Raw genomic sequence first — 15,974 nt, forward strand, 5'->3', positions numbered from 1 at the left:
TGCTTCTGGGTGCTGCCGGCGGCCCTCGGCCTCCGCGCGGCGGCCTCCGTCTCGTGGGCCCGTCCGCGTCGTCCATCGGCCGGTCAGTCTCTCGGCGGCGCGGGCACGCCGGACACGGCTCCGCGCCTTCGCGCGGCCAAGTCTATGGGGTAGCGGCGGCGGCTGCGGACATCGGACGCCCCCGATACCGGCGAATCAGCGTTAGCAATCCCGCACAGGCAGTGACATCCAGCACCAGAACCCCCATACTCGTCCGGGATGAACGGGATAGCCGCGGCCTTCAGTGCGACCGGTCTCTACTACCTCGGGTTCGCCTTCTTCAAGGTGGCGGCGGACCGGATGGCCCCGCTCCGGGGCAACCGCATCCTGCACATGACCTGGACGATCGTCGGCAACTGGGTCTTCCTGATCGCGCTGGCGTTCGTGCTCGGCGGCCTCAGCCTGCAGATCATGGCGCTCCGGAACCTGCCGCTGTCCACCGCCGTGCCGATCTTCATGTCCGGCATGGTCCCGCTGCTGCTGATCGCGCTGGTGTTCTTCGGCGAGCGGCTCACCGCGCGCGAGTGGCTGAGCCTGCTGCTGATCGGCGGCGCGATCCTGCTGCTCACCGCCTCGCTCAGCGGGGACGAGCCGATCGGCCGGGCGGACGCGCCGCTGTGGAGGATCGCGGTCGTGGTCGCCCCGGCGATCGCGGTGCCGGTGCTGATCCTCATGCTCGGCGACCACCGGCCGGACGGGCGGCACGCCCGCCCGGTCACCGGCATCGCCTACGGGCTGGGCTCGGGCTTCCCGGTCGGGACGGCGGAACTGGCGATCAAGGGGTGGAGCGACCACGCGGACGCCGCCCGGCTGGAGATCGTCCTGACGCCGTGGCCGTACCTGACGGTGTTCTCGGCGGCGATCGGGTTCGGGATCATGGTCATGGCGTTCCAGCGCTGCCGGGTCTCGATCGTGTCGACCGTGATGACGGTGGCGGCCAAGACGTACCTGCTGACGATGGGAACGTTCCTGTACGGAGAGCCGTGGCCGCGGGACATGGCGCACTCGGGGATGCGGCTGGGCGCGCTGGTGCTCGGCGCGGTCGCCGTCGTGCAGTTCCCGCGGCACCGGCCCATCGCGGACGAGCCGCGGACGTCGTCCCGCGAGGGCGCGTCGTCCGCGCGGGACCCGTTCGGCGAGCGCGCGTCCGGCAGGCGACCGGCCGCGCAGGCGGATCAGCGGATGCCGTATGCCGCGCCGGTGCCGCAGCAGCGCTCCCCGCACGCGCAGGACCTGCTCGGCCGGGGCCGGGACGAGCGTCCGGAGCCGACGCCGCCGCGGCGTCCCGTCCGTCCGCATGCCCCCACTCCGACCGAGACGGGGTCGGACGGGCGCTGGCGCGGGTTCAGCGACTAGCGGCCCCTGCGGTTCTTGCCGTCCTTGCCGTCCTTGCCGGGGAGGCCCTTGTCCAGGCCGGCCCGGCGGAGGGCGTCGGCCATGGCGCCGCCGCCCCCGCCGCCGTCCTGACCGCCACGGCCCTCGCCGCCGCCACGGCCTTGGCCGCGTCCGCCGCCCTGCCCGCCGCGGGCTTGGCCTCGCCCACCGCCTTGGCCGCCCTGGCCGCCCTGGCCGCCCTGACCGCCCTGGCCGCCCTGACCGCCCTGACCGCCGCGGTTCTGGCGGCCGCCGCCGTCGCGCCGCTCGCCCTGACGCCCCTTCTGCCGTCCGCCGCCCTGCTGGTCGCGGCCGGGCTCGTCGTCGAGGCGGAGCGTCAGCGAGATGCGCTTGCGCTGCAGGTCGACGTCCAGGACCTTCACGCGGACGATGTCGCCGGGCTTGACGACCTCGCGCGGGTCGGAGACGAACTTGGCGGACATCGCGGAGATGTGGACGAGCCCGTCCTGGTGCACGCCGACGTCCACGAACGCGCCGAACGCGGCCACGTTGGTGACGACGCCCTCCAGGATCATGCCGGGTTCGAGGTCGGCGAGTTTGTCGACGCCCTCCTTGAACGTCGCGGTCCTGAACGCCGGGCGCGGGTCGCGGCCGGGCTTCTCCAGTTCGGCGAGGATGTCGGTGACGGTCGGCAGCCCGAACGCGCCGTCCACGAAGTCGGCGGGCCGCAGCGCGCGGAGCGCGGCGGAGTTGCCGATGAGGGCCTTGAGGTCGTTGCCCGCCGCGTCCAGGATCCGCCGGACGACCGGGTACGCCTCCGGGTGCACGCTGGACGCGTCGAGCGGGTCGTCCCCGCCGGGGATGCGCAGGAACCCGGCGCACTGCTCGAACGCCTTCGGGCCGAGCCGCGGGACGTCCTTCAGCCCGCGGCGGCTGCGGAACGGGCCGTTGGCGTCGCGGTGCGCGACGATGTTCTCGGCCAGCCCCTCGCCGATGCCGGACACGCGGGTGAGCAGCGGCGCGGACGCGGTGTTCACGTCGACGCCGACGGCGTTCACGCAGTCCTCGACGACGGCGTCGAGGGAGCGGGACAGCTTCACCTCGGACACGTCGTGCTGGTACTGCCCGACCCCGATCGACTTCGGGTCGATCTTGACGAGCTCGGCGAGCGGGTCCTGGAGGCGGCGGGCGATGGAGACGGCGCCGCGCAGCGACACGTCCATGCCGGGCAGCTCGCGGCCCGCGTACTCCGACGCCGAGTACACCGACGCGCCCGCCTCCGACACCATGATCTTGGTGAGCTTGAGGTCGGGGTGCCGGGCGATCAGGTCGGCGGCGAGCTTGTCGGTCTCCCGGGACGCGGTGCCGTTGCCGATGGAGACCAGGTCGACGTTGTGCGCGCGGGCGAGCCCCGCGAGGGTCTCGATCGACTCGTCCCATTTCCGGCGCGGTTCGTGGGGGTAGATCGTGTCGGTGGCGACGACCTTGCCGGTGGCGTCCACGACGGCGACCTTGACGCCGGTGCGCAGGCCGGGGTCGAGGCCCATGGTCGCGCGGGTCCCGGCGGGCGCGGCGAGCAGCAGGTCGCGCAGGTTCGCGGCGAAGACGCGGACGGCCTCGTCCTCGGCCTCCTGGCGGAGCCGCGTGCGCAGGTCGATGCCGAGGTGCACCAGGATCCGGGTGCGCCACGCCCAGCGGACCACCTCGGCCAGCCACTTGTCGGCCGGACGGCCCTGGTCGACGATCTGGAACCGGCGCGCGATCTCCATCTCGTAGGAGGTGCGCTCCCCCGGCTCCGGCTCGTCCTCCGGCTCCAGGTCGAGGTCGAGGACCTCTTCCTTCTCGCCGCGGAACAGCGCCAGCACGCGATGCGAGGGCAGCTTCGCGAACGGCTCGGCGAACTCGAAGTAGTCGGAGAACTTCGCGCCCGCCTCCTGCTTGCCGTCCCGGACGCGCGACACCATCCGGCCCCGGTTCCACATGCGCTCGCGCAGCGCGCCGATGAGGTCGGCGTCCTCGCCGAACCGCTCGACGAGGATGGAGCGGGCGCCCTCCAGCGCCGCGGCCGCGTCGGCGACGCCCTTGCCGGCGTCCACATAGCTGGCGGCGGCGGCCTGCGGGTCGTGGGACGGGTCGTTCAGCAGCAGGTCAGCGAGCGGTTCGAGCCCGGCCTCGCGGGCGATCTGCGCCTTGGTGCGCCGCTTCGGCTTGTACGGGAGGTAGATGTCCTCAAGGCGCGCCTTGGAGTCGGCCGCCATGATCTGGGACCTCAGCTCGCCGGTGAGCTTGCCCTGCGACTCGATCGACTCCAGGATCGCTGCGCGGCGCTCGTCCAGCTCGCGCAGGTAGCGCAGCCGCTCCTCCAGCGCGCGGAGCTGGGCGTCGTCGAGCGTCCCGGTCGCCTCCTTGCGGTAGCGGGCGATGAACGGGACGGTCGCCCCGCCGTCGAGCAGGTCCACCGCGACCCGCACCTGGCCCTCGCCGACGCCGATCTCCTCGGCGATGCGCTGGGTGATGGGCGGCGGGCCGTCCTGGCCTGCGGACGTCTGGCTGATGGTCGCTGTCACAGCTCGTTTTCGCTTTCAGTCTGAGTTATCCCACAGTCGGCGCCGGACAGCGGGACGAGGTGGCCCCCGGCCCCGCCGAACAGGTATCGCACAAGGGCAGGGTAGGTCTAGGTCCACCGTCCGCGCCGCGAATAGGGGGCCTGGCACCACCGAGCGGCGGGCGCCGGTCGACCACAATGAAGGAGTCGGGACCTACCGGACACAGCACCCCGTGGAGGAATGGTGAGCGACCGCGAAGTCGTCATCGGGCCGCGATTCGGCGCGTATGGGCGGCGTGCCTTCACCAGCATCGTCCGCGCCGTGATCCAGATCGTGATGGCGTACGTGGCGAACCTGCCGCTGTTCATCCTCGCGGTGCTGTCGATCGCGTTCATCCCGCTGGGGGTGGGCGTGGTGCTCACGCCGGTGATGATGCAGGCGATCCGCGCGGTCGCCAACCAGCAGCGCGTGTGGGCGGCCGAGTGGTGGGGCGTGGAGATCCCCGTCCCGTACCGGCCGGAGCCGCCGGGCGGGCTCGGGCCGTTCGCGCGGCTGAGGTGGCTGTTCTCCGACCCGGCGACGTGGCGTGACCTGTTGTGGACGTTCCTGAACGTGCCCGTCGCGCTCGTCCTCGGGATCCTCGGCGGGCTGCTGGGGATCTACGGGCTGGAGGGCGTGTTCGTCGCGCCGTGGCTCGCGCAGATCACCGAGTACGGCTGGGGCCCGTTCTGGCCGCTGGACGACTACGGGGTGCTCGGGAGCCTCGCCACCGTCGTCCTCGGCGCGGTGCTGGTGGCGGTGTCCGTCCCGGTGGGGCCGTTCTTCCTGAAGGCGCACGCGCTGTTCTGCCAGGCGCTGCTCGCGCCGACGCGGGCCGCGCTGACCGAGCGCGTCCAGCGGCTGACGGAGACGCGGTCGGAGACGGTGGACGCGTCGGCCGCCGAGCTGCGCCGCATCGAGCGGGACCTGCACGACGGCGCGCAGGCCCGGCTGGTCGCGCTGAGCATGAACATCGGGCTCGCCGAGGAGATGATGAAGCATGATCCGGAGACCGCGCAGCAGCTCCTCGCCGAGGCCCGCGCGGCGAGCGGGACGGCGCTGACGGAGCTCCGCGACCTGGTGCGGGGGATCCACCCGCCGGTGCTGGCCGAGCGGGGGCTGGACGGGGCCGTCCGGGCGCTGGCGCTGAGCCTGCCGCTGCCGGTGGACGTCCGGACCGATCTGCCTGGACGTCCCGACGCGCCGGTCGAGTCGGCGGCGTACTTCGCGGTCGCGGAGATGCTGGCGAACGTCGTCAAGCACTCGGGCGCGCACAGCGCGTGGCTGCAGATCGAGCACGCGGACGGCCGGCTGCTTATGATCGTCGGGGACGACGGGACGGGCGGGGCCGACCCCGCGCGGGGGTCCGGGATGCGCGGGATCGAGCGCAGGCTGGCGGCCTTCGATGGGACCATGGCGGTGACGAGCCCGCCCGGCGGGCCGACCGTCGTGACCATGGAGCTGCCGTGCGCGTTGTCATCGCCGAAGATCTCGCCCTCCTCAGAGACGGGCTGATCCGCCTGCTCGGCGCGTTCGGCTTCGAGGTCGTCGAGGCCGTCGACAACGGGCCTTCCCTCCAGCGGGCGCTGATGACGCATCGTCCGGACGTGGCGGTCGTGGACGTGCGGCTCCCGCCGACGTTCACCGACGAGGGCCTGCGGGCGGCGCTTGAGGCGCGGCGCGAGATCCCGGGGCTGCCGGTGCTCGTGCTGTCGCAGCACGTCGAGCAGCTCTACGCGCGGGAGCTGCTGTCGGACAGCACGGGCGGCATCGGCTACCTGCTGAAGGACCGGGTGTCGGACGTCAAGGTGTTCGTGGAGGCGGTGCGCCGGGTCGCGGACGGCGGCACCGCCCTCGACCCGGACGTGGTCGCGCAGCTGCTGACCCGGCACGCCCGCGAGGAGCCGCTGCAGCAGCTGACCCCCCGCGAGCGGGAGGTGCTCGGGCTGATGGCGGAGGGCCGGTCGAACGCGGCGATCGCCGGGAAGCTGTTCGTCACCGAGAAGGCGATCAGCAAGCACACGAACAGCATCTTCGGCAAGCTCGGGCTGCCGCAGTCCGAGGACGACAATCGCCGCGTCCTCGCCGTCCTCGCCTACCTGGGCACCTGACCTTCTCGCCGGTCTACCTCGCCGGTCTACTTCGCCCAGGGTGGGACGAGCCGCTCGTCGCCCTGGGGGGCGATGTCGCATCTCGTTTCGTCCACGAGCGCGTCCGGGTCGTAGGCGAGGCAGCCGGCGTGGGCGGCGACGACGGCGGTGAATCCGGCGTCGGGCCGCGAGGTCAGCTGGCGCGGGACGCCGGCGGGCAGGACGACGGTGTCGCCCGGGCCCGCCTCCAGCTTGCGTCCGTCCAGGTCGACGGTGGCGGTGCCGTCCAGGAACGTCCAGATCTGCTCGGTGTCGAAGGCGTGCAGCGGCCCGGTCCTGCCGGGCGCCATGTCGACGCGCCAGAGCGCGATGCCTTCGGTGCCGCCCTGGGTGGGCGTCGCGAGGGTGGTCATGGTGCCGTTCGGCGTGCCGGTGCGGCGGCTTTCGGTGTCGCGGATGAGCGTCATGGGACCCGATCCCCTAGATTGGACAACACGGTTGTCCTTATAGTCAATGAGGTTGTCTTTTATGTCAAGCCACGAGCCCGCCGAGGGGCCCGCCGACGCGCCCGGGTACGAGCTGCCGCTGCGGCTCTTCCTCGCCTTCCGCGTGATCGTCGACGAGGTGCACGCCGAGCTGGCCGAGCAGGGGCATCCCGGCCTGCGTCCCATGCACGGCTTCGTCTTCCAGGCCATCGGCCCGGACGGCACGACCGCGGTGGAGCTCGGCCGGCGGCTCGGGGTGTCCAAGCAGGCCGCGGGCAAGATGGTCGAGTCGCTGGAGCGCGCCGGGTACGTCGAGCGGGGCGCGGACCCGGCCGACGCGCGGCGCAAGATCGTCCGGCTGACCGCGCGCGGCGCGGACTCGCTGGCCCGCTCCGCGCGGATCTTCGACCGGATCCGGGACGACTGGGTCCGGCGGCTCGGCGCCGGCCGCGTCCGGGCCCTGGAGCACGATCTCCGCCGGGTCACGCCGGACGACCCGTGGCGGCTCGACGCGCCGGGCTGGTTCGGCTCGGCCTGAAATTTTCTTGGCGGGTACGGGCCCGTATGTGCCCAGGCAGCCGCTTAGACCACCGGCGCCATTGCGTCCGACCAGCCGCTGGGCTCTTGAACGCACCGTTCCACCCGGTTACGATCCCCCCAATTCTTAGGAAAGTTTCCTAAGAATTTATGCGGGGATTCCTGTTTGCTTCGGGGGCCGAACGAACGGAGAATCATGTCAAGACCGGGCGGACGGCGGGCCATCGCGCTCGCCGGCGCAGCAACCCTGGCGGTCGCCACCGCCCTGCTGGCGGCGCCACCGGCGTCCTCGGCCGGGACGGTCACCGCCGAGTGTAAGAAGACCCAGGACTGGGGCTCCGGCTTTGGCGGCACGTGCACGATCACGAACGGGACGAACGCCCCCTTGAACGGCTGGAAGGTCGAAGGTGACCTGCCATCCGGGACGAGCGTGACGTCGGTATGGAACGCCACCAAGACCGTTTCCGGTAACCACTACACCTTCACCAACCCGACGTGGAGCAACACGCTGGGCGCCAACACGACGACGAGTTTCGGCTTCAACGGGACCGGGTCGGGCTGGTTCACCGGCTGCAAGATCAACGGCGTGGCCTGCGACGGCAGCGGCACCGGCGAGGACACCGAGGCTCCCAGCACCCCCGCGGGCCTCCGTGTCACCGGCAAGACCGCCACGACCGTCTCGCTCGCGTGGGACGCGTCCACCGACGACGTGGGCGTCACCGGCTACGACGTGTACCAGGGCGACACCACCAAGGTCGCCGCGGTGACCGAGACCAGCGTCTCCATCAGCGGCCTCACTCCCAAGACCGCCTACACGTTCGTGGTCAAGGCGAACGACGCCTCAGGGAAGAGCTCCCTCGCCTCCGCTCCCCTTCAGGTCACCACCGACGAAGGGGGCAACAGCTCCGCCGACCGGGTCATCGGCTACTTCGTCAACTGGGGCGTCTACCAGCGGAACTACCACGTCAAGAACATCGAGACGAGCGGCTCCGCCAACAAGCTGACGCACATCAACTACGCGTTCGGCAACGTCCAGGGCGGCCGGTGCACCATCGGCGACGGTTACGCCGACTACGAGAAGGCGTACGGCGCCGACCAGAGCGTCGACGGCGTCGCCGACACGTGGGACCAGCCCCTGCGCGGCAACTTCAACCAGCTCCGGAAGCTGAAGAAGAAGCACCCGAACCTGAAGATCCTCTGGTCGTTCGGCGGCTGGACGTGGTCCGGCGGCTTCGGCCAGGCCGCGCAGAACCCGGCGGCGTTCGCCGAGTCCTGCTACAACCTGGTCGAGGACTCGCGCTGGGCGGACGTGTTCGACGGCATCGACATCGACTGGGAGTACCCGAACGCCTGCGGTCTCTCCTGCGACACCAGCGGCAAGGACTCGTTCAAGAACCTGCTGTCCGCGCTGCGGACCAAGTTCGGGTCGAGCAACCTCGTGACGGCCGCGATCACCGCGGACGCCAGCTCGGGCGGCAAGATGGACGCGGCCGACTACAAGGGCGCGTCGCAGTACGTCGACTGGTACCTGCCCATGACCTACGACTACTTCGGGGCATGGGACGCGAAGGGCCCGACGGCGCCGCACTCGCCGCTCACGTCCTACCCGGGCATCCCGCACGAGGGCTTCAACACGGCGGACACCATCGCCAAGCTGAAGGGGCTCGGCATCCCCGGCAACAAGCTCCTGATGGGGCTCGGCTTCTACGGCCGCGGATGGACGGGCGTCACCCAGAAGGAACCCGGCGGGACGGCCACCGGCCCCGCGCCCGGCAAGTACGAGCAGGGCATCGAGGACTACAAGGACATCAAGGGAAGATGCCCCTCGAACGGCACCATCGCCGGGACCGCCTACGCCTTCTGCGGTAACCAGTGGTGGAGCTACGACACACCTTCCACCATCGGCGGAAAGTCGAACTGGGCCGCGTCCGAGGGACTGGGCGGCACGTTCTTCTGGGAGCTCAGCGGCGACACCGGCAACGGTGAGCTCATCTCCGCCATCAAATAGCGGTCTCGGCTGAGCTGTTCGCAGAGGGGGTCCTCCCAGCCCCTTAAGGCAGCCGAGACATCGGGCCCCTGACCAACCGGACGCCGGTCAGGGGCCCTCCCCTTCCCAGGGCGCGCCGGAGCTACCAGGGCGCGCCCTGGGTCGGCGTCCGTCCGGGGGCCTTGCGCCAGATCAGCCTGGGCGGCCCCCGCGCGGCGCTCGACGCGCCGCGTCCAGCCGTCGGTGCGCGGTACTCGACGCGCGGCATCAGCCGTCGGAGCGCGACGCGCTGCGTCAGCCGTCGGTGCGGGCGAGGACGGCGCGGGCGCGGGCCTCGCCAGACGCGTTGCCGAGGCTGCGGTACAGGTCGAGGGCCTCGCGGGCGGGGGCGGCGGCCTGGTCGCGGCGGCCCGCGTCCAGCAGCACCTCGGCGAGGGTGCGGCGGCTCCGGGCCTGCCACCAGCGGTCGCCGAGCTCGTCGAACGCCTCGACGGACCGGCGCAGCGCCTCGGCCGCCTCGTCGTGCCGTCCCAGCCGGCCGAGGGCGCGGCCCTCCGACAGGCGGCTGCGGGCGAGGCCCCACGTGTCGCCGAGCGCCTCCAGCGCCCGCGCGGACTCGCGGACGAACCTCAGCTCCCGCAGCCCGTTGCGCGGGTCGCCGGTCTCGCCGGCGGCGCGCAGGCAGCGGGCCGCCTCCCACTGCTCGCCGCGCAGCCGGAACGCCTCGATCGCCCGCTCCAGCGTCGGCGCCGCCAGGCTGTGCTTCACGTCGGCGGCCGCGTGGTCGCCGGACCCGCGGAGCGCCCGCGCCTCGGCGGCCAGGACCTCCCCGAGCGCGCGGAGCGTCTGCGCCTCCGAGTACCGGTTGCCGTTGCGCTGGAACACCCGCAGCGCCTCTTCGAGCAGGCCGCGGGCCTCCGCGTAGCGGCGCTGGGCCAGCCTCAGCTCGGCGAGGTTGCGCTGCGTCCTGGCCCGCCACCAGGCGTCGTCCTCCTCGGTGAACGCGTCGATCGCCTCGATGAGGTAGCCCTGGCCCTCGTCGACGTTGCCGGCGTCCCGCAGGCACATGCCGACGGCGCGGAGCGCGCGGGCGCGCCACCACCGCTCCCTGCCGCCGGTGAAGATGCGGAGCGCCTCGGACGCGTCGTTGTACGCGCTCTCCATGAGCCCTTGGTTGCCCTGGACGGACGACCGCTCCAGCAAGGCGATCCCCAGGGACTGGTCGTCGTTCATGTGGGTGGCGACCGTGTAGGTCAGTTCGGCCGCCGCCCGCCACTCCGGCCAGAACATGCGCAGCGAATGGAACAGCGAGCAGGTGGCGCGGCCAAGGCGCCACACCAGACTCCACATTTCGTGTTCCGCGCCTTGCGCGAGGAGCGCGAGAAGGGCGGGACGCTCGCTCGTCAGCCAGTCGGGCGCCGAGTACTCGGAGGCGGGCGCCTCGCCCGCTCGGCGGTGCCAGTCCTGGGGCCAGCGGCTCGCGGCCACCCGTTCGGCGCGTTCGCGGTAGCCGTCGAGGACGCGTTCCAGGGCGGCGTCACGCTCGTGTTCGGCGTCCTCCACTTCCGTCCGTTCCAGCGCGTAGAGGCGGACGAGGTCGTGCAGGCGGTACCGCATCCGTCCGGTGGCGTCCGTCCCGGAGCACTCGACGAGCTGCGCGTCGACCAGGGCCTCCAGCTGGTCGTCGCCCTCCAGGTCGGACACGCCGAGCAGCGCGCCCGCCGCCCACGCCTGCACGTCGGGCGCGTCCAGCATGGCCAGGGTGCGCAGCAGGCGGCGTTGCGTCCGGCTGCAGTCGTCGTAGCTGAGCGCCAGGCTCGCCCGGACGCTGGTGTCGATGTCGCGGGCGGTCTCCAGCTCGTCCAGCCGGCGGCGGCGCTCGTCGGCGCTCGTCGGCGAGCCGGTCGGCCATGGCGCGCGGCGTCCACGACTCGCGGGCGGCGAGGCGGCCGCCGCAGATCCCGATCGCGAGCGGCAGGTATCCGCACAGCTCGGCGATCTCGGCGGCCGCCGCCGGGTCGCGGGCGATCCGCTCCCGGCCCGCGAGCCGGCCGAGCAGCTCCACCGCCGTGTCGTCGGTGAACTCCCGCAGCCGCCGGTCGAACGTGTTGCGCAGGTGCAGCGGCTGCCGCGACGTCACGATCACCGCGCAGCCCCCGACGGGCGGCAGCAGCGCCCGCACCTGGTCGGCGTCGCGGGCGTTGTCGAGCAGGACGAGCAGGCGGCGGCCCTTCGTCCACGTCCACCACAACTTCTGCAGCTCCGGCAGCCCGCCGGGGTCGGTGGACAGCCGGACGCCCAGCGCCTGCAGGAACCCGATCAGCACCTCCTCCGGCTCGGCGCGGGCGTCGCCCGTCCCGCGCAGGTCGAAGTACAGGCAGCCGTCGGGGTACTCGGCGGCGATCTCGTGCGCGAACCGGGCCGCCAGCGACGACTTGCCGACCCCGGCCGGGCCGTGCAGCGACACGACCAGCGGCGACGCCGGGGAGCCCGAACCGTCGGCGACCGCGCGGCGCAGCTCGGCGAGCGATCCGTCCCGCCCGGTGAAGTGCGCGATCACGGGCGGGAGCTGCGCCGGCGCGACCCCGGACCCGGCCTCGTCCCGGTCGGCGGAGCGCTCGCCGCCGGGCGGGGCCTGCTGCGTCCCCCACGCCGCGATCCCCGCCAGGAGCGCGACGCCGCTGGTGACCAGGATCTGGACGGGGGCCGCGAGATCCAGCGCGTCCAGCGACGTCGTCACCGCCGTGATCACCGCGGTGAGACCGCCGACGATCCACGGCGCCGCCAGCCGGGCCCGCCTTTCGGGCAGGGGTCGCGCCGCGCCGGTGGACGTCTCGTCCGGCATCCGGTCCCTCCGCCCTCCGTCCGGTCCCGACCCCACGATCGCGGGGCGGCGGGCCCGTTTCCACCCCATTACGGATGATCACTCATCCCGGGGAACGGAAGGTGAACGGGAACCCTCAGCCGGTCTGGAGGACCGCCTGGATCTCCAGGACGATCTGGACCTTCTCCCCCAGCCCCAGCGCGCCGCCCGCGATGGTGGTGCGGTCGCCCACGCCGAACTCCAGCCGGTTGATCTCGCCGGTCGCCGTGAACCCGGCGCGGGCGCCCTTGAACGGGTCGTCCTCCCGGAACGGGTCGGGGCCGAACCCGTCGACCTCCAGCGTCAGCGGGACCTGCCTGGTCGTCCCGCGCAAGGTCAGCTCGCCGTCGAGGACGTAGCCGTCGCCTTCGCCTTCGCCGCCGCGGCGCAGTCCGGTGGAGCGGTAGGTCATGGTCGGGTACGTGGCGACCTCCAGGAAGTCCGCGGACCTGACGTGCTCGTCCCGCTGCGCGTTCCCGGTGTCGACCGAGGCCAGGTCGATGGACGCGGTCACGGTCGAGTCGAGGGGGTCGTCGGCGGTCACGAGGGTGCCCTCGAACGTCCCGAACCGGCCACGGACCTTGCTGACCATCAGGTGCCTGACCGTGAAGCCGACGCCGGAGTGGACGGGGTCGATCGTCCAGGTGCCCGCGACGTAGCCGGGGACCTCGACAAGCTCGGTCGTCATCGTGTCTCCTAGGGTTATGAATGGTAAGGCGGTTCCGATCAGGAACCATCGGAACCGCCTCCATGGTGCGGACACCCTCGGAGTCGGCACAAGAAGGCACTTTTTTCTGCCTCGGTCACCTGGAGAGAACCATGGGATTGCAGCCGCACGCGGCGAGTTGCCGGGCCCGCGAGATCCTCGACCGGGTCGGCGACAAATGGTCGTTGCAGGTCATCGCGCTGCTCGGCGAGCGCACCAAGCGGTTCACCGAACTCAAACGCGAGATCGAGGGCATCAGCCAGCGGATGCTCACCGTCACGCTGCGCGGCCTGGAACGCGACGGAATCGTCACCCGGACCGTGTATCCGGTGATGCCGCCGCGCGTCGACTATTCGCTCACGCCGCTGGGCGCGACGCTGATGGACGCGGCCCACGCCCTCGTCTACTGGGCCGAGAACCACCTCGACGAGATCGACGCCGCCCGCGCCGACTACGACGCCCGAGCCGCCGAGATCGACGCGCTAAAACGGCCGTCCTGAGCGCGTGCATAGGGCCGTCCTGAGCGCGTGCATAGGGCCGTCCACGGCCGAAAACCGTGTGCCGTCATTAGCGGCGGCGAGGTAGCTTGGTGGGGATGGACCTTCACGAGGTGGGACGGCGAGCTAGCCGCGCCGAGCTGGGGAACGAGCAGTCGTGCCCGGCCCGGCTCGGCGGTGTGCGCCGTCATCCCATCGACCTCGTGAGGCCGTCCCATGCGTTCTTCTGACATTCGTTCGACCTTTTTCGACTTCTTCCAGCGGCGCGACCACCGTGTCGTGCCGTCGAGCCCGCTCATCCCGTCCGACCCGACGGTGCTGCTGACGAACGCGGGCATGAACCAGTTCAAGCCATACTTCCTCGGCGAGACGACGCCGGACCATCCCCGGCTGATGACCGTGCAGAAATGCGCGCGGACGTCCGACATCGAGAACGTGGGCCGCACCACGCGGCATTCGACGTTCTTCGAAATGCTCGGCAACTTCTCGTTCGGCGACTACTTCAAGGCGGAGGCGATCTCCTGGGCGTGGGAGCTCTTCACCCGCCACTACAACCTCGACCCCGGCCGCATATGGGTCACCGTCTACCTGGACGACGACGAAGCCGAACGACTCTGGCGCGGCGTCGGCGTTCCCCCGGAACGGATCCAGCGCCTCGGCATGGAGGACAACTACTGGTCGATGGGCGTGCCCGGCCCATGCGGCCCGTCCTCCGAACTCCACTACGACAGGGGGCCGTCCTTCGGACGTGAAGGCGGACCGGCCGCCGACGGCGAGCGCTACCAGGAACTGTGGAACCTCGTCTTCATGCAGAACCTCCGCGGCGAGGGATCCGGTAAGAGCGGATACCCCATTCTCGGCGAACTGCCCGCGCGGAACATCGACACCGGCCTGGGCCTCGACCGCCTCGCGGCGATTCTGCAGGACGTCGACACGGTCTGCGGGACGGATCTGCTCGCGCCGACATTCCGGCTCGTCCAGGAAATGGCGGGCCGCGGCTACCCGGGACGCGACGGCGGCGACGATTCCACGTCCTTCCGCATCGTCGCCGAACATTCGCGCTCGATCGCGTTCCTCATCGCGGACGGCGTCATGCCCGCGCGCGACGGCAGAGGCTACGTCCTGCGCCGCCTGATGCGCCGCGCCGTCCGCCACGCGCGCAAACTCGGCATCGACGATCTGAGCCTGCCTGCGCTGACGTCCAGCGTCATCGACAACCTCGGCGGAACATGGCCGGAACTGACGCGGCAAAACGACCTCATCCGGCAGGTGGTCACGGCCGAGGAGGAAGGCTTCGAACGAACGCTGCGCCAGGGCTCGCAGATCCTGGAATCGGCGATCGGCCGCGCGACGACCGCCATCTCCGGGCGCACCGCGTTCGACCTGCACGACACCTACGGCTTCCCGATCGACCTGACCGTCGACGCCGCGCGCTCCGCGGGCCTCATGGTCGACGAGAACGAATTCGCGGAACTCCTCGAAGAACAGCGCCGCCAGGCGCAGCAAGCGAACCGGGGCCGGAAAGGCGACGCCGTCGCGCGCCAGGACACCTACCGGCGCATCACCGCGGAACACGGCCCCAGCACTTTCGTCGGCTATTCCGCGGCGACGGCGGAAACGAAAATCCTGTCCCTCGTCGGCCCCGGCGGAACACTGCGCACCGCGACCAAAGGCGACGAGATCGAACTGATCCTGACGCGCACGCCGTTCTACGCGGAATCGGGCGGCCAGGTCGGCGACACGGGCACGCTGCGCACCTCCGGCGCGGCGCTCCAGGTCGTCGACACCCAGCTGGGCCTGGACGGCCTGCACGTCCACACCGTCCGCGTCCTGGACGGCGAAGTACGCCCCGGCGACGACGCCGAAGCGACCGTCGACGCGGACCGCCGGGCGGCCACCGCACGGTCCCACAGCGCGACCCACGTCCTCCACGCGATGCTGCGCCGGCTCCTCGGCGACCACGCCGCCCAGCGCGGCTCACGTGTCGAGCCGGGCCGGCTCCGCTTCGACTTCGCGCACTTCTCCCCCGTCGACACCGCGCCCGTCCAGACCCTCGTGAACGACTACCTCCTCGACGACCCCGCCGTCCGCGTCTGGGAGGCGACCCGCGCCGAGGCGGAGAAGGCGGGCGCGCTGGCGCTGTTCGGCGAGAGGTACGGCGACGACGTCCGCATCGTGGACATCGGCGACGCGTCCCGCGAACTGTGCGGCGGCACCCATGTCGGGCACGGCTCACAGGCGGGCCCCGTCCACATCGTGGGCGAGTCGTCCATCGGCACCGGCCTGCGCCGCGTGGAGGCGCTCACCGGCGCGGACGCCCTGCGCCACTACGACCACCAGCGCGACCTCCTGCGCGAGCTCGCGGAGCTGCTGCACGTCCGTCCCGACCAGGCGCCCGGCCGGCTACGGCAACGCCTGGAGACACTCGCGGAGACCCAGCGGCACCTGGAGACCATGCGCCGCGCCGAACTGGACGCGCACGCGGAACGCCTCATGTCCCAAGCCGAACCACTGCCGGGCGGACGGCTGGTGGCGGCGCTCGTCCCCGGCCTGACCAGCGCGGACCTCCGCACCGTCGCCACGACGATCCTCGACCGCCTTCCCGGCGGCATCGTCATCCTCGGCACGGAATCGTCCGGCAAGGCGGCGCTGGTCGCGGCGACGCGCCAGGGCGTCCAGGCCCGCGACCTCCTGACCGGCGCGGCACGCGAGGTCGGCGGCGGCGCGGGCGGCAAGGGCCCCATCGCGAACGCGGGCGGCCGCCACCCCGAGAACCTGCCGAAGGCGATCCGCACCGCGGCGCGCGACGCCCGCGCCCTGCTGGCCTGAACGACACATCCGCCGGCCCGT

12 protein-coding genes are annotated in these 15,974 nt (G+C 72.0%); 7 read left to right on the top strand and 5 right to left on the bottom strand.

Annotated features, from left to right (window positions below; genetic code table 11):
* Window positions 1-258 precede the first annotated feature (258 nt).
* Complete coding sequence (locus ACH34T_RS34470; protein WP_396025154.1) at window positions 259-1,395, top strand: hypothetical protein; 1,137 nt, start codon at window positions 259-261, stop codon at window positions 1,393-1,395.
* Here the strand turns inward: ACH34T_RS34470 and ACH34T_RS34475 are convergent.
* Window positions 1,392-3,941 carry a Tex family protein gene (locus tag ACH34T_RS34475; RefSeq protein ID WP_396025155.1) on the bottom strand — a complete coding sequence of 850 codons (2,550 nt, stop codon included), beginning with the start codon at window positions 3,939-3,941 and terminating at the stop codon, window positions 1,392-1,394. The genes ACH34T_RS34470 and ACH34T_RS34475 overlap by 4 nt on opposite strands.
* Window positions 3,942-4,163: 222 nt before the next feature.
* Here ACH34T_RS34475 and ACH34T_RS34480 point away from each other — a divergent pair, with 222 nt between their 5' ends.
* Both ACH34T_RS34480 and ACH34T_RS34485 read left to right on the top strand, forming a co-directional pair.
* Window positions 4,164-5,474, top strand: a complete 1,311-nt coding sequence (locus ACH34T_RS34480) for a sensor histidine kinase (RefSeq protein WP_396025156.1) — start codon at window positions 4,164-4,166, stop codon at window positions 5,472-5,474.
* Window positions 5,426-6,070 (top strand): LuxR C-terminal-related transcriptional regulator, encoded by a 645-nt coding sequence (locus ACH34T_RS34485; RefSeq protein ID WP_396025157.1) that lies wholly within the window; start codon window positions 5,426-5,428, stop codon window positions 6,068-6,070. The genes ACH34T_RS34480 and ACH34T_RS34485 overlap by 49 nt, the downstream gene beginning before the upstream one ends.
* 26 nt (window positions 6,071-6,096) lie before the next feature.
* On the opposite strand, the gene ACH34T_RS34490 is transcribed toward ACH34T_RS34485, so the two are convergent.
* Complete coding sequence (locus ACH34T_RS34490) at window positions 6,097-6,516, bottom strand: cupin domain-containing protein (RefSeq protein ID WP_396025158.1); 420 nt, start codon at window positions 6,514-6,516, stop codon at window positions 6,097-6,099.
* A 61-nt stretch (window positions 6,517-6,577) separates the two neighbouring features.
* Here ACH34T_RS34490 and ACH34T_RS34495 point away from each other — a divergent pair, with 61 nt between their 5' ends.
* Together ACH34T_RS34495 and ACH34T_RS34500 are read left to right on the top strand one after the other, a co-directional pair.
* Entirely contained in the window at window positions 6,578-7,072 is a 495-nt protein-coding gene (locus ACH34T_RS34495) for a MarR family winged helix-turn-helix transcriptional regulator (protein ID WP_396025159.1), read from the top strand.
* Window positions 7,073-7,267: 195 nt separating this feature from the next.
* Entirely contained in the window at window positions 7,268-9,079 is a 1,812-nt protein-coding gene (locus tag ACH34T_RS34500) for a glycosyl hydrolase family 18 protein (protein ID WP_396025160.1), read from the top strand.
* A gap of 273 nt (window positions 9,080-9,352) precedes the next feature.
* Here ACH34T_RS34500 and ACH34T_RS34505 read toward each other — a convergent pair whose 3' ends face one another.
* The 3 genes from ACH34T_RS34505 to ACH34T_RS34515 form a co-directional block, all read right to left on the bottom strand.
* Window positions 9,353-10,675: a tetratricopeptide repeat protein gene (locus tag ACH34T_RS34505; RefSeq protein WP_396025238.1), complete on the bottom strand. Its 1,323-nt coding sequence runs from the start codon at window positions 10,673-10,675 to the stop codon at window positions 9,353-9,355.
* A complete protein-coding gene (locus tag ACH34T_RS34510; RefSeq protein ID WP_396025161.1) occupies window positions 10,596-11,903 on the bottom strand; it encodes an NB-ARC domain-containing protein in 1,308 nt (435 codons plus the stop codon). The genes ACH34T_RS34505 and ACH34T_RS34510 overlap by 80 nt, the downstream gene beginning before the upstream one ends.
* A gap of 115 nt (window positions 11,904-12,018) precedes the next feature.
* The gene (locus ACH34T_RS34515) at window positions 12,019-12,609 is read right to left on the bottom strand and encodes a YceI family protein (RefSeq protein ID WP_396025162.1); all 591 of its coding nucleotides are present in this window, start codon (window positions 12,607-12,609) and stop codon (window positions 12,019-12,021) included.
* A gap of 131 nt (window positions 12,610-12,740) precedes the next feature.
* Between ACH34T_RS34515 and ACH34T_RS34520 the strand changes: the two genes are divergently transcribed.
* Window positions 12,741-13,127, top strand: coding sequence for a winged helix-turn-helix transcriptional regulator (locus tag ACH34T_RS34520; protein ID WP_396025163.1), 387 nt, complete (start codon window positions 12,741-12,743; stop codon window positions 13,125-13,127).
* 213 nt (window positions 13,128-13,340) lie between these two features.
* On the top strand, window positions 13,341-15,953 hold the full coding sequence (alaS, locus tag ACH34T_RS34525) for an alanine--tRNA ligase (protein WP_396025164.1): 2,613 nt from the start codon (window positions 13,341-13,343) through the stop codon (window positions 15,951-15,953).
* Window positions 15,954-15,974: the final 21 nt, after the last annotated feature.

The sequence above is a fragment of the Actinomadura sp. 9N215 genome, from assembly GCF_044326345.1.
GTDB lineage: Bacteria > Actinomycetota > Actinomycetes > Streptosporangiales > Streptosporangiaceae > Spirillospora.